Annotated in this window: 13 protein-coding genes; 3 read left to right on the top strand and 10 right to left on the bottom strand. The window is 51.4% G+C overall.

What is annotated here, in order from left to right:
- Window positions 1–112 precede the first annotated feature (112 nt).
- From IPZ49_RS13640 to IPZ49_RS13625, 4 genes are all read right to left on the bottom strand, one after another.
- A complete protein-coding gene (locus IPZ49_RS13640) occupies window positions 113–1,492 on the bottom strand; it encodes an ISNCY family transposase (protein ID WP_227754097.1) in 1,380 nt (459 codons plus the stop codon).
- 279 nt (window positions 1,493–1,771) lie between these two features.
- Window positions 1,772–2,257, bottom strand: coding sequence for a GNAT family N-acetyltransferase (locus IPZ49_RS13635; RefSeq protein WP_063139083.1), 486 nt, complete (start codon window positions 2,255–2,257; stop codon window positions 1,772–1,774).
- Window positions 2,245–2,511, bottom strand: coding sequence for a DUF1778 domain-containing protein (locus tag IPZ49_RS13630; protein ID WP_003857131.1), 267 nt, complete (start codon window positions 2,509–2,511; stop codon window positions 2,245–2,247). The genes IPZ49_RS13635 and IPZ49_RS13630 overlap by 13 nt, the downstream gene beginning before the upstream one ends.
- Window positions 2,512–2,574: 63 nt before the next feature.
- Window positions 2,575–3,504 carry a LysR family transcriptional regulator gene (locus IPZ49_RS13625; RefSeq protein WP_063145894.1) on the bottom strand — a complete coding sequence of 310 codons (930 nt, stop codon included), beginning with the start codon at window positions 3,502–3,504 and terminating at the stop codon, window positions 2,575–2,577.
- Window positions 3,505–3,633: 129 nt separating this feature from the next.
- Between IPZ49_RS13625 and IPZ49_RS13620 the strand changes: the two genes are divergently transcribed.
- A complete protein-coding gene (locus IPZ49_RS13620; protein ID WP_063145893.1) occupies window positions 3,634–5,022 on the top strand; it encodes an MFS transporter in 1,389 nt (462 codons plus the stop codon).
- Here the strand turns inward: IPZ49_RS13620 and IPZ49_RS13615 are convergent.
- The 6 genes from IPZ49_RS13615 to IPZ49_RS13590 form a co-directional block, all read right to left on the bottom strand.
- On the bottom strand, window positions 5,001–5,558 hold the full coding sequence (locus IPZ49_RS13615; RefSeq protein WP_045622668.1) for an OmpH family outer membrane protein: 558 nt from the start codon (window positions 5,556–5,558) through the stop codon (window positions 5,001–5,003). The genes IPZ49_RS13620 and IPZ49_RS13615 overlap by 22 nt on opposite strands.
- 120 nt (window positions 5,559–5,678) lie before the next feature.
- Window positions 5,679–6,815 carry a type 1 fimbrial protein gene (locus tag IPZ49_RS13610; protein WP_063145892.1) on the bottom strand — a complete coding sequence of 379 codons (1,137 nt, stop codon included), beginning with the start codon at window positions 6,813–6,815 and terminating at the stop codon, window positions 5,679–5,681.
- Between the two features lie 23 nt (window positions 6,816–6,838).
- The gene (locus IPZ49_RS13605; RefSeq protein ID WP_022648146.1) at window positions 6,839–7,417 is read right to left on the bottom strand and encodes a fimbrial protein; all 579 of its coding nucleotides are present in this window, start codon (window positions 7,415–7,417) and stop codon (window positions 6,839–6,841) included.
- On the bottom strand, window positions 7,417–9,999 hold the full coding sequence (locus tag IPZ49_RS13600; protein ID WP_063145891.1) for a fimbria/pilus outer membrane usher protein: 2,583 nt from the start codon (window positions 9,997–9,999) through the stop codon (window positions 7,417–7,419). Before IPZ49_RS13600 ends, IPZ49_RS13605 begins: the two co-directional genes overlap by 1 nt.
- Before the next feature lie 38 nt (window positions 10,000–10,037).
- Entirely contained in the window at window positions 10,038–10,721 is a 684-nt protein-coding gene (locus IPZ49_RS13595) for a fimbria/pilus periplasmic chaperone (protein ID WP_022648148.1), read from the bottom strand.
- Window positions 10,722–10,765: 44 nt separating this feature from the next.
- Window positions 10,766–11,293: a fimbrial protein gene (locus IPZ49_RS13590; RefSeq protein ID WP_022648149.1), complete on the bottom strand. Its 528-nt coding sequence runs from the start codon at window positions 11,291–11,293 to the stop codon at window positions 10,766–10,768.
- A 367-nt stretch (window positions 11,294–11,660) separates the two neighbouring features.
- Here IPZ49_RS13590 and IPZ49_RS13585 point away from each other — a divergent pair, with 367 nt between their 5' ends.
- Window positions 11,661–12,272 (top strand): fimbrial protein, encoded by a 612-nt coding sequence (locus IPZ49_RS13585; protein ID WP_063145890.1) that lies wholly within the window; start codon window positions 11,661–11,663, stop codon window positions 12,270–12,272.
- 59 nt (window positions 12,273–12,331) lie between these two features.
- Entirely contained in the window at window positions 12,332–13,000 is a 669-nt protein-coding gene (locus IPZ49_RS13580; RefSeq protein ID WP_063145889.1) for a molecular chaperone, read from the top strand.
- Window positions 13,001–13,039 lie beyond the last annotated feature (39 nt).

Below are 13,039 nucleotides of genomic sequence, written 5' to 3'. Positions count from 1 at the left end.
GGATGTGCAGGTGTGCGGCAGTTCCGATCAAGTCTTTCCCGACGCCACAGCACACGCTGAAGGATTATTCTGCATTCTATGGCCCGTGCAGATGTCTGCCATAGTATTCAGCTCATTTTTTTGTCCCAAAAATCTCCTCAGAACGTGATTGCAGTATCTTCAATGCTTCAAGCATATCGTCACCGTTAAGCGAACGCTGGGATTTATTCTCCGTTGGTTTTCTCCGTCTCCGCGAGGGGCCATCTCCGGCAGGGAGTGCCTGCGAACGGTTATTATCGCGTTTATCCTGAACAAGCTTGATAAATTCAAGTGTCCGCCCGAGGCGTTTGTTGTCCACGATAGCGCCCTGGTCGATTTCCTGGAGTCGATCATAGGTGGAGTAGGGAAGAACAGCGCCGTTAAGGCGGAGTTCTTTATGTCCATCCGGGTAATGCCAGACCTCAATATATTTTCCGATAGCCCTCCGGCTTAACTCACTGTCTGCAATGAGATAGAGCACTTTGTCATACTGCACTGTCAGGGATTTTGAAACACGGCGCGGTTCCCGCCATGTGAAAAATGTGGTCAGATCATCATCAGTTTCAAGTGGCCGGTGAACATCAAAGTCATGCCGGGGTGCTTTGCCAAAGCGCCGGTTGTAATCGGTCATAAACTCATCAGCAAAATCATTGGCTGCATCCACTGAGGAAATGCCCCTGAGCCGGAGCTCCTTTACCAGGCGATCCTGAAGCGTCAGATGGGCCCGTTCCACACGGCCTTTGGCTGAGCTGGTATTGGCGCAGATAGTCTGGATGTTCAGTTCGTGCATCGCACGGCCAAACTGGGTATAACCATCGCCACCGGTAGCGTTTTTATTGTTGATTCTGAAGACGCTGGCTTTATCGCTGTACAGCGCCAGGGGTTTGCCATGCTTCTCCAGATAGCCCCGCGTGGCTTCAAAATAGGTGAAAGTCGATTCCGATTTCACGAAACGGAGTTGCATCAGGCGGCTCGTCGCAGCATCAACGTAGACCAGGGCAGTACAGGCAGGCGCACGGTTCTCGAACCAGTGATGGTCGCAACCATCAATCTGGATCAGTTCGCCGCAGCAAGCCCGGCGATAGCGTGGCTGCTGAATTTTTGGCGCACGTTTCTTGCGGGGAACCCAGAGCCCGGTTTTTATCATAAGCCGTCTGAGCGTTTCCTTACCAAGAACAATACCGTGATTTTCAGCGAGCTTTTCCCGCGCCAGTGTGGGGCCAAAATCGGCATAGCGTTCACGGATGATATTCAGGGCCTGATCAGTCAATGATGCGGGAAGCAGGCGATTTCCGGTGCGGCCACGACTCTGGTTATTCATGCCCAGTGGCCCGGACTGACGATAACGTTTCAGCAGACGGCTGCAATGGCGCGGCGTGATACCGAGCATTTCGGCTGCCTGACCAGGACGCAGGTTGCGGTCGATGACATCCTGAAGGATTTTGAGGCGGTTGATTTCTTTCACGGTGAACATCCCGGTGTCATGTATAACCACAGAAAACTCCTCATCAGGAAAAGTGAGTTGTTGACTAGGCATACAGGTCTGAGAACTATAGCCTGGACATTCCTAAATGAGCCACAAATAGACATTATCATTGAGCCCCTGCACCGTAGTGCGCATAATGTATATTATGTTAAATTCGGTGAGTTTATTCTTTAGTTCATGAGTTCCTCTCTTTCAGGAGCTTACCGATGAATCAGTCGGTTGCCTAAACTGACGATGAAGGTTATGGTTTACCCCTTCCCTTTCTCGCTACTGCGGAAGCCTGAGAAACAGTGTCCGTTCCTGAGTCTGCGATGCTTTAAAACCATGGTGGATATAAAACGCTTTGGCGTCCTCAGTGAGTGCATGAACCATGATCGCCCGCACCCCAATATTCTCTGCTACCCGATAACAGCGTAAAACCGCATCCTGGAGTAAATCGGCTCCCAACCCATTTCCGCGTATTGAGACATCGACAGCCAGACGGGCAAGAATAATCACGGGAATGGGATCCGGCATGTTACGCCGCAAATTACCTGTCGCTTCCGTATGGTTAACGCTGCCGGTAGCCAGAGAGTAAAATCCCGCGACCTGCTTTGTGCCCGTTTTACAAACGACAAACGTTCGCGCTGCGCCAAGCGCCTGGTTTTTCAGACCTCTTTGTTTTAACCATTCGTCAAGCACGGCCTCTCCACTGACGAACTCCGCCAGTTGATGGACGCTGGATAAGGGCTCTGGGGGGGTTACACGTCCCACTGAGGTTTCCTTGCCAGCAGTTTTTCTATGGCAGGATCGTCGGCGACCGGGGCATCAAGCATATCAATGAACTCTGCATACTGTTCATCGTTAAAATTGAATACACGCCGATCGAGGATCACATTTTCGGCTGCCTGACAGGCCATCTCCAGAATGAAGTCAGTACGTGATTTATGGAGGATCTCTGCGGCGGCATCGATAAGCGCCCGCTGGGATTCTTTGGCTCTAAGATTGAGTTGAACATCTGATTTCATGGGTATACCTCTTGTATAGCAATTGCTTTACAAGCATAGCATAAGCGGCGCGTATAGCAATCGCTATACAGGTCCCTTAATCATGTCTGACTTCTTCACTCTGCATATCGCAAGAATTTGCTCTCTCAGCCAGCGGTGCGCGGGATCGCGTTCCATTCTTGGGTGCCACATCTGTGATACCGTAATTAGACGGCTTTTGAACGGCAGCTCGAAAACCTGTACCTGGTCCGTTACCTGCTGATTGAGTAAATAGAGCGCGGGTATCATGGCGATAAGATCCGATGCCACCGCCACGGACAGCGCCGTCGGAAATCCCGGTACGACGCTCGCGATTTTACGTTTTGTTCCGAGTTCGGCCAGCGCATCGTCAACGGATCCGTGCAGTGCACCCTCGGGTGACGCTACCACATGGCCCCAGGCGACATAATCCTTCACCCCTATTTCTGCCTGCTTAGCCAGCGGATGCCCCTTACGCACGACGCCCACAAACCGATCCTCAAACAGTCGTTGAAGCCGTATTTCAGGCCCCATATTACTCTGGACGCCAATCTCCAGATCAACCAGCCCTTCCCGAAGATAGCGCGATGTTTTTTCCGGCTTAGGCGCAAAGCGTATACAGACGTCCGGCGCGGCGTCGGCCACAGCCGCTATAAGCGCAGGCCCAAACGCCACCACAAAACCATCGTTTGCCCTGATGGTAAAAAGTCGCGCCAGACTTCGCGCGCTGAACGTTTCAGTTGAGGGCTGTAATACCGCCCTGGCCTCGTGCACTGCACGCCTGGCACGGTTCCGGGTCGCTTCGGCCCACGGGGTCAGTACCATGTTACGTCCGGCGCGCACCAGAATCGGGTCGCCAGTGACGTCGCGTAACCTGCTTAATGTCCGGCTCATTGCCGAGGTGCTGAGGTTCAGACGACGTGCCGCGCCTGCCACGCTCGCTTCGCTCAGCAATATGTCGAGTGCTATCAACAAATTAAAATCGGGTTCGGACATCTCCTTCCTCCCTGCATATTCAGATAAGGCGTTTCATGCAACGATAAAGTGTAAATGGTGCGCCTTCCGCCCTGCAAAAGCCATCTTTATAGTTTTGTCATCCACACACTCTTCTCTAAGGACAACAAGATGATGCTTTTTTCCAGCCAACCCGGGGACGATGGACTGCCTGGCCCGACGCGCGCACGGGTGATGGCCGCGATAATGACCACCACGTTAATGGGCGTGTTTGATGGCACCATGATCAACATTGCCCTGCCCTCCATGGCTCAGGAGATGCAGGTGCCAGCCAGTTATGCCGTCTGGTTCGCCAACGGGTATCTGCTGGCGGCTGCAATGACGCTGGCGATATTCGCGGCGCTTGCGGCCCGCCTGGGTTATCGCCCCGTATTTCTGGCAGGCCTGACGACCTTTACCCTGACATCGCTGGGTTGCGCGCTGGCGAAAACGCCCGAAGTGCTTATCGGTATGCGCGTGCTTCAGGGGATCGGCGGCGCAGCGACGCTGAGTATTGCTCCCGCGATACTGCGGTCCGTATTTCCCGGACGATTGCTTGGCCGCATTCTGGGTTTGCACGCCCTGCTCATCGCCTCCAGCTCCGCTATCGGCCCGGTATTGGGCGGTGCGATCCTTCACACCCTGAGCTGGCAATGGCTTTTTGCGATAAACGTTCTTCCCGGCACCCTCGCCTTGCTGCTGGCGGTCAAATCGCTGCCGCGGGATGCGGTTCGAAAGCAAGCGCCCTTTGACACCCTGGGCGCCATATTGTCGGCGCTGCTGTTGGGTTCGACGATCGTGGCGGCGAACAGCCTCCAGGATGCTACGTATCACACAGGTAGTCTTTGCTGGACGGTTCTCGCTGCGCTGAGCGGCATGGCTTTTATCTGGCAGATCCGCCGCACGGATAACCCCTTACTGCCGCCAGCCATATTTAAAAATGAACGTTTTACCCTCGCGGCCTTAACGTCGATGATTGCTTTTGTCAGCCAGGGTATCACCTTTATTGCGCTACCCTTCCTGTTTCAGAGCGAATACGGCTACAGTCCGGTGATTTCTGCCCTGCTATTTACGCCGTGGCCGCTCGGGATCGTGCTGATTGCGCCGCATGCAGGCCGGTGGGCGGACACGATTTCAGCCCCGGTGATTTCAACCCTGGGGCTGACGATTTTTGTCGTCGGTTTGATTCTGCTGGCAACGTTACCCGCCAGCCCTTCGATGTGGGATATCTGCCTGCGAAACCTGGTTTGCGGGATGGGATTTGGCTGCTTTCAGAGTCCCAATAACCGGGAAATGCTCTCAAACGTTAGTCGTGACTATGCGAGCTATGCATCCGGTGTGTTATCCATTATGCGCACGTTCGGGCAGTGTCTGGGGGCCGCCGCTGTGGGCGTACTGCTGGCGACAAATGAGAGAGCAATTCATGCTGCACTGTGGATCGCTGCGGCGGCTTCTGCGGTAGCGGTCATCGTCAGCGCGAGCCGACTGCGTAAAATCACTCATCCTGCGGAAACAGGTTGAGCGAGCAAAAGCTCCCGGGTCGCATCTTCAAAATTAGGGCGCGGCCCGTACACCACTTTTACATGCTGTAATTCATTAATGATTTCATTACTGATGTCGTGACCATAATCCACTGTAGAGGCGCTATCTTTATTGAAAACGACCGAATAGTGATGATCTATTCTGTATTTTTCAACGGTATCAGATATGACTCGCTGGCTTATATGCCGCAGGCGACCCTGCTCTGCCCGCAGTTGCGTGTTTTTACTCATATCATCGATCGCTTTCATTTCACGGCGCAAGGGTTCTGGCAGAGCGTAATATTTTTTCTCAACTTCAAGCGCGGATTTTTTAGCTAATGCGAGAAGTATTTCGTTCTGCTTTTTTTCCTGTGCCAGTAACGGTGATTCACGCAGGATCCGCTTGTAAGAAATACATGCAACCCCTTTTTGTCCGGCGTGAGGCTTAAGGTGACCGTTAAAAGAATATAATCCTACAAGACACACAAAAATTAACAGAATGACTGAAAAGCGTGGCTCAGACCGTTTAGTAATCATTGTCAGTTCCACCGAATAAATAGGGTCGCAGAGGAAATGTACACGACAGAAACACATAACGGTAGCGCAGAGGTGTACAAAAATAAACCGCAGCGCTACCCCCTGTCATGATCAAAGGTATCAATTATATTTAAGGGTGATTGTCCCAGTGGCATTTGCTTGCCCTGGCGTGACAACGTCACTGGTTTTGTAATACCACGCTTTAAAACGTAAGGTTTCAGACTCTCCGGCCCCGCCTGTATTTGCCGGATCGCTATAGGTGGTTGCGGAGCCGATATCAGAAATCGCGGTACCATCGGCACCAAGCCCACTGCCTTGTGATGCGGCTTTTACACGACTGGAATTAAAAGCTTGTACCTCCTGACCAATGGCCCAGTAGGTAAAACTGCGTAGCGCCGGTTGATAGGCTGATATCACGACCCCCACACCGGTCGCCGTTGTACCCGATTCAGTCTGGTCTAAGGCAATCACTGAGCCATTATCATTGTCGCCCTCGGCAAGCGGCCCGTTGATGGTCATGGTCACGTTGGTACCTGGCTGACAGCTCAGACCAACATCCTGTTCGGGTCCTTCCACCATCTTAAGATTATCAAACGCAGAGGTATCCACATCGCCCATATTAAACAGCAGGGAAGAAACGGATGCTGAGCATCCCATCGCATAGACTTCTATCTGCGTATTTGACAAATAGACTTCTGACGCATTATCACCGTTATCCGAACTGCTCTGCCCTTCACGAAATTCCACCGTCGCCAGTTTGCCGCTCTCAAGGGCCAGATTACCGCTCGGGATTGTACCCCCCGTCGCAATCAACTGCACACGATAGGCCGAGCCCGCCAGCGTATGGCTGCTCTCGCCATCGCCGGACTGCCATGAGTTATCAACCGCACGTTCATAATCATACGGACCGGCCTGGTTAAGCGTGTAGGTCTTAATGCCGATACCCGGTATCGTGGTCGGGTAGATATTATCTCCTACCGGCGACGCCGATGCTAAATGAGTCGGGTTATAATGAAATCCTACGTAATAATCCCTGCTACAGTTTTTAATCGTGACATCCCCATCCGTCCCGCTGATATATCCGGAATCGTATAACACTTCGCCAAAGGTATAATTTTTCGCACTGACCAACAGTTTCGAGGGTAATGGGATCGTCGTAACGGTAACATCATCGCCGTTATCCCGGTTACAGGCTGCATGACTTAATAGTGGGACTGTCCCCAGCAATAACACCAGATAATATAAATATTTTGACATGAAATTAGTCTGCTCACTTAAGCTCAGTTATAAACAACATTCAATGTAATCGCACTGCTGAATGCACCCGGTGTTGGGGTCCCATGTGGGGTATACATTCGGGCAGTAAAAGTCATCGCGCCGGTTTGGTTTTCGAGCGCAACCGGGTAGCTCACGCCGTTGGCCAGCGCGACACCGCTGATGGGATGTTCGTGATCACGGATAAACAACTGAAGGCCGACATCGGTCGCGCCGCCTGCATCTGCCGCCACCTGATTGGCGTAAATGACAGAAGCATAAGCCGGATCTTCAGCGTAAGGTGCGCCTGTAAAGGTAACCGTTGCCTGGCTTAACCCTGCGGTGCAGCTGTCAAACGCGATGGTCACTGGCACATTTCCTGTGTTCCCCCCCGCTACGGCAAAGTCTTTCCAGTAATATTTCCCGAGGTCGACTGCCTCCGGTTTGGTGACGTTACATGAGCCATCAATAATGTTTCCGGTGACATGGAACTCAATATCATTGCGATCGGTGTACGCCATTGCCGGCGACACGCTCAGCATGAATACCATTCCCGGGCCGATGAGCGATTTAAGGCCGGAACGGAGAATAATGAAGCGTGACATTAATTTGCTCCCGATACGGGATGGCAAACCCCGTTGATGAATAAAATATCGGCCTCTGTTTTAGCGCCGGCAAGTGTGTAATCAACGGCGCACTGCTTGTTCGCCGTCTCCCCCCACTTAACAATTAACCGCCCTTTCCCGGCGAGCCCGACGAGATACACTTCCCCGCCGTCGCCAACAATACTGCTGCGCGTGTCATCCGACTCGCCGCTGGTTTGTGTTACTACTGCGCCAAACGGCACCGGTTTACCGTTGTAGGTCAGCGTCATCATCGCCTTTTGTCCAATCCAGGTGTTGTACTTCACGCGTACTACCGCCCCTTTGGTCGGCACCACGGTTTTGGCGATGTTATCAATGGCCGCAGAAGTATCGCTGGCATCCACTGTGTTGAGTGAGATCGAATTGCTGTGATACGGACGAACGTACGGCACAATGGCGTTACCGAAATAATCGGTATGAACGTTCGTCTGCCCGTTGATCGGCATACCGGAAACACCCGGTGTTTCAACCAGCGCTACGCTATCGTTCAGCTGACGCGCCAGGGTGATACCGTCGCGATGCAGCACCATGCCCCCGCGCAGGCTGTAATTCACTCGTCGGCTGTAATCGTCGTAGCTATAGCCTGCGGACATATCGGCATAAGTACTTTGATAACCCACAGTGACATTGCCGTTAGTAGCTTCAGAATCGGCGTTATAGCCTTCTGAAACCTGCCAGTTCAGCTGGTTTTCCTGCATCGCGGTACCGGAAATTCCGATGTTGTGCGTGGTATCGCCGTTTTTACTACTGTTCATCGAATAGTTAGCCGAAACAGACCGGGCCGCTTCACTGTGGCTGAAGGCGCTGAACGGTACGCTCAGGTTAAGCGAGAAGACGTTATCGTCGTCGTAGTTATCGGAATCGTTATTGTAACCGCCATTGACGTTTTTAGAGTGGGCATAGTTCAGCGAGTACGACACCGGTCCAAGCGTGCTGCTGAAGCCCAGGTTCATGGAGTCCGCATGTTCACTGTTCCAGTAAGAGGCGTCGTACATGCTCAGTGACAGGGTGCCGAAAGGCAACGTCTGTGAGATTGTCACATCAAAACGGTTTCGCTCCCGGCCATTATCAATAGTGCTATTGCCCGGATCCCAGTCATTGAGGAAGTCCTGAAACGAAAGATAACCCCGGGTTGAAAATTTATAACCGGCGACGGCAATATCGGTGTTGGTCTGCTGAAGCGTCTTACTGTAGCGCACGCGATACGACTGGCCGCTATGGTGTTCCTGTTGTCGCATGTTGTCCGGCTGCGGGATATCCGCCCACGACTGGGAAATATCAAATGAGAGCGCTCCGGCGCTGCCCATATTAAAACCGGTTCCAGCAATCAGGTTGGAATAATTGTCTTCCGCCTGAATATAGCCGCCGTAAAGCGTGATCCCTTTTCCGACGCCCCAGGCCGCTGATCCCTGAATAAAGTTAAAATCCTCTGCACGTGAACCCGACCCGTCCTGACGGGTTTTGCCCGCCACCAGGCCATACTGCACCTGACCTTCACGTTGCAATACCGGCAGCGTGGCGTAAGGCACAATAAAGCTACTTTGCGTACCGTCGGACTCTTTGATCACCACCTGCAGATCGCCGGAGCTGCCGGTCGGATACATATCGCTGAATTCAAACGGCCCCGGCGGCACGGTAGCCTTATAAATGCTGTGACCGTTCTGGTATACCGTCACTTCGGCATTGCTGCGGGCTATACCGCGTATTACAGGGGCGAAGCCTTGCATGCTGTCCGGCTTCATATCGTTATCCGAGTACATCTGCACCCCGGTGAAACCGACGCTATCAAAAATGCCGCCGCGCGTGGTTCCTTGTCCCAGCACCAGCTGGCTTTTAAGAGATTTAATATCCCGTGAGGCGTAGGTATACACGGAATCCCAGTCATTTTCGGATTCGGAATGGGTATAGGTGGAATAGTTGCGAAAGCGCCAGGCGCCTACGTTCAGCCCCGGTTGCAGGCTAAGAAACTGATTACTGCTGTCGGTGCCGTTGCGTTGATGCAGATCCTGTTGACCTGAGACGCTGTAATTAAGTAAACCCGCCGTGATCCCTTCATCCCAGCGCTCCGGTGAAACATAACCCCTTGCGGTGTTAAATAAAGCAACCTGCGGCAGGATCAGGTCGAAACGCTGCTGCGCCAGATCGATTTTTTCGTCCGCGCCGGGGATGGTATACAGATCCACACATTCGCTGGCTTTTTCCTGTTCGCCAAAATAGTTATCGACACGAACGTTCCAGGCTTTCAGCTGAGTGACGTTTAAGCATGCCCCCGTGCGGTCTGACGTAGGGGCACTTTTCAACCGTCGAAAAGAGAGGGTTTTACTGTCTACCAGATTGCCGTTGATAAAAATGTCGACGTTATAGTCCCCGGGCGGCACCTCATCTTTGGCAAACAGACTGAGATCCATTGCTGGCACTTCTGCGCTGTCTGTTTCCAAAAGATGAGGGTTGAAATGTTCCTGCGCACGTGCGCTGAAAGAACTAAAGACAACACTGAGCCCGAGCCCTAAAGAAAGGACGTAGGTTTGTTTCACTTTTTCCATTGTAACCCTGTATCCGTGCGGGAGACTTACGGTGTCGATTAATATGAGGTGACTTTGTCCGGGCCTTTCACGCCATAATCATTAATAAGCGACCAGGTTACTTTGCCGTGAGGTGACATAACACCTTCAGAAATACTCAACGTGGAGAATGGCGCGACAAAATACTGTCCGCTTAACGCCTGGTGATTAATTTCAATTCGTGAGAAGTTCATATAAAAAGGTGTCGGGTTATTGACCTGTAAACCCTTCGCGGTCAGGTTCCACTTAAGCTTTTCCGCACTGGATTCTGGCGTCTGCCCCTGTAATGCTGCCGGACGGTAGATCAGCTTAATCTTTGAGTTGATTGCAATTTGCATCGTATTTTTACCTTCACTACCGTCGGTAGCGGGGATCCCTTTCACGTTCAGCCATAACAGCGATTCACGATCTTCCGGAACAGGTAAACCTGAACGCACAATACGAATTGACGCTTTTTTCCCGGCTTCCAGACGGAATAGCGGTGGCGTAATAATCATATTTTCTTTTTTTAACGGGCTGCCTTTAGCCGGGCTAATCCACGACTGTACCAGGTTAGTAACCTTGTCAGAGTTTTCAACGGACAAAGAGGCGGCCTGGCGGGAGCCGTCAAAAATAACCCGCGTACTCCCGGTAACAATACTGGCGGACGCGTTCAGGCTGGCGGCGCTGGCCACGCAAAAAATAACAGCGGCGATGGGTTTCATAATGCACTCACAAACTAAAAAGGAGGGTTTCCCCTCCTGCGGAATCAGTTATAACGGACGTTATAGGTAATAACAGCGTTAACATCGCCGGCAACGGCCTGCCCGGTGGCAATCATCTGCGCGGTATAGGTTTGACTCGCTGTGCCATCGGTGAAAGTAATAGGATCGTTATCTGCATTATTTTTGACGATGGTACCATTTGAGCCGCCCTGCTTGAGCTGAACGGCCACGTTGGTTGCCGCACCCAGCGTAGCAGTGTTTGCAAAATAGGATGGATCGGCTGCAACAGCATCAACAGGGCCTGAGAAGACAATATTTGCAGTCGTGCTGGTTGGGCAGTTATTCAGGTCGAACACAAACTGTTTTGGCGCGCCAAGGTCGCCTTTTGTAGCGAGGTCGGTTGCCGCCGTTGAGCCCAGATCAACGGTCGCATTTGCCGTGCCGCCATCAACGGCAATATCACAACCCTGATCGAGCACCGTTCCATTAAATGTGATAGTGTTAGAAGCCGTCGCCGCGCTCGCGCCACAGAAAGTCAGAATAAGCGTCGCACCAATTTTAGTCAGTTTCATTCGTTGATATCCCAATAGAAATAATAAATATCTTCATTTTTATTCCTGCTAGGACGAGACAATAACAAAGTAGCTCCCCTGAGCTCACAATGAATAATGCACCGTTTGTGACAAGGCAAATATAAACCCTCAGGCAGGAATTAGATTCGCAACATCAATAAACGACATCAGCAAACCCGAAGTAAGGTTACAAGAAAGTTACGGAGTTTCGTAAAATAAAGTAATTTAATTTTAGACAACCTTTTGTTATGGCCTGAATTGGCATTTTGTTAGCATTCGCGCTGTTTTTTCTGAGCAATAACGCCACCGGCAGTGTTGCTAGCAGCATATCCAGACTGACATATTTGAGCGAATGAGAACAATAGGCATGATCAACAAAAAAAACATAATCGCATTAACCCTTTGTGGCCTGATGATGGCAAGTGGCAGTGCGCTGGCGGGCCTTCCTTCTGGTGACAGCGACAATAATATTAATACCAACCCAGAGAACGATGCGGGGACTCAGGGCACGGGCGGCGTAGTCCATTTTACCGGTAAGATTACCGATGCATCCTGTAATATCACCACCGACTCAGCAGGGCAAACCGTTGAATTAGGCACCTGGGCTGCAAGCTACTTTGCCACCCAAAAAGAGACCACGCGCACGCCTTTCCAGATCTCAGTTGAAGGTTGCCCGGATTCCGTTAAAACCGTTGCCGTGTTGTTTGATGGTAACAAAGATGCGAATGATAATACCCTGCTGGGTTTAAATTCTTCCGTGGACAGCGATGGCAATACGGCGACTGGCGTTGCCGTTAAACTCTATGAAAGCGACCGTAACACGCAGATTAAAATTGGTGATATTTCTCAGAGTATCGACCTTGCCGAAGGGGAAGATTCAAAAACACTCAATTTCTACGCCAATTATAATGCCACCACCGATGTCGTCAGCACCGGAGAAGCCGACGCAGATGCCAATTTCCTGATGGTTTATAACTGATCGACTGATGATAAGCAGAGCTTTCTCTGCTTATCTTTTACCTCTACGGGGATCTGAAAATGAAGAAACTCACCGCGGCCCTGTTCTTTTATTCGCTCGGCATGAGTCTGTCAGCACACGCGGGGGTTGTGATGGGCGGTACGCGTGTTGTTTACCTTGAGGGGCAAAGAGAAGTGGCATTCTCCATTACCAATATGGAAAAAGAAACCCCTTATCTTATTCAGTCGTGGATTGAAAATATTGACAGTAAGAATAAAACCGCGCCGCCCTTTATCGTGACGCCTACGTTATTTCGTTTAGATGCGGAACAGAAAAACTCGCTGCGCATCAATTATCTTGGAACGCCATTACCCACTGACCGGGAATCTGTTTTTTGGCTTAACATCAAAAATATTGCCCCGAGCAAAAAAGCAAACAGCAACAAATTGCAGATTAACGTGAAGTCAAAATTCAAGTTATTTTTCCGTCCCACAGGGTTGAAAGGCAATGCCGAACTTGCCTACAAAAAATTAAAATTTAACTGTCGTAATAATACGCTTAGCGCACACAACCCCTCGCCCTGGTTTGTATCGTTTTACAAGGTCAGCGTTGGGAACACCGACGTTGAAATGCCGGGAATGATTGACCCCTTCTCCGATCGTCAATGGCACATTCCCTGCTCGGGGACCATTCGCTGGCAGGCGATCAACGATTACGGCGGGCTGACGAGAGTCGCCACGCAATCCTGACGCTGTGACAACACGCCTTTGGCGAATGTAGCCAACGAC

The organism is Enterobacter cloacae complex sp. S2, assembly GCF_015159675.1.
Taxonomy (GTDB): Bacteria; Pseudomonadota; Gammaproteobacteria; order Enterobacterales; family Enterobacteriaceae; genus Enterobacter; species Enterobacter intestinihominis.
The sequence above is the reverse complement of the archived record's forward strand: the minus strand, read 5'-3'. Positions and strand labels throughout refer to the sequence as shown.

What these genes read in the sequence shown, in the direction of transcription:
- IPZ49_RS13640 (WP_227754097.1), bottom strand. Translation starts at nt 1,492, where the DNA reads ATGTTCACCGTGAAAGAAATCAACCGCCTCAAAATCCTTCAGGATGTC.
- IPZ49_RS13630 (WP_003857131.1), bottom strand. Translation starts at nt 2,511, where the DNA reads ATGAAATCAGATGTTCAACTCAATCTTAGAGCCAAAGAATCCCAGCGG.
- IPZ49_RS13625 (WP_063145894.1), bottom strand. Translation starts at nt 3,504, where the DNA reads ATGTCCGAACCCGATTTTAATTTGTTGATAGCACTCGACATATTGCTG.
- IPZ49_RS13620 (WP_063145893.1), top strand. Translation starts at nt 3,634, where the DNA reads ATGATGCTTTTTTCCAGCCAACCCGGGGACGATGGACTGCCTGGCCCG.
- IPZ49_RS13615 (WP_045622668.1), bottom strand. Translation starts at nt 5,558, where the DNA reads ATGATTACTAAACGGTCTGAGCCACGCTTTTCAGTCATTCTGTTAATT.
- IPZ49_RS13610 (WP_063145892.1), bottom strand. Translation starts at nt 6,815, where the DNA reads ATGTCAAAATATTTATATTATCTGGTGTTATTGCTGGGGACAGTCCCA.
- IPZ49_RS13605 (WP_022648146.1), bottom strand. Translation starts at nt 7,417, where the DNA reads ATGTCACGCTTCATTATTCTCCGTTCCGGCCTTAAATCGCTCATCGGC.
- IPZ49_RS13600 (WP_063145891.1), bottom strand. Translation starts at nt 9,999, where the DNA reads ATGGAAAAAGTGAAACAAACCTACGTCCTTTCTTTAGGGCTCGGGCTC.
- IPZ49_RS13595 (WP_022648148.1), bottom strand. Translation starts at nt 10,721, where the DNA reads ATGAAACCCATCGCCGCTGTTATTTTTTGCGTGGCCAGCGCCGCCAGC.
- IPZ49_RS13590 (WP_022648149.1), bottom strand. Translation starts at nt 11,293, where the DNA reads ATGAAACTGACTAAAATTGGTGCGACGCTTATTCTGACTTTCTGTGGC.
- IPZ49_RS13585 (WP_063145890.1), top strand. Translation starts at nt 11,661, where the DNA reads ATGATCAACAAAAAAAACATAATCGCATTAACCCTTTGTGGCCTGATG.
- IPZ49_RS13580 (WP_063145889.1), top strand. Translation starts at nt 12,332, where the DNA reads ATGAAGAAACTCACCGCGGCCCTGTTCTTTTATTCGCTCGGCATGAGT.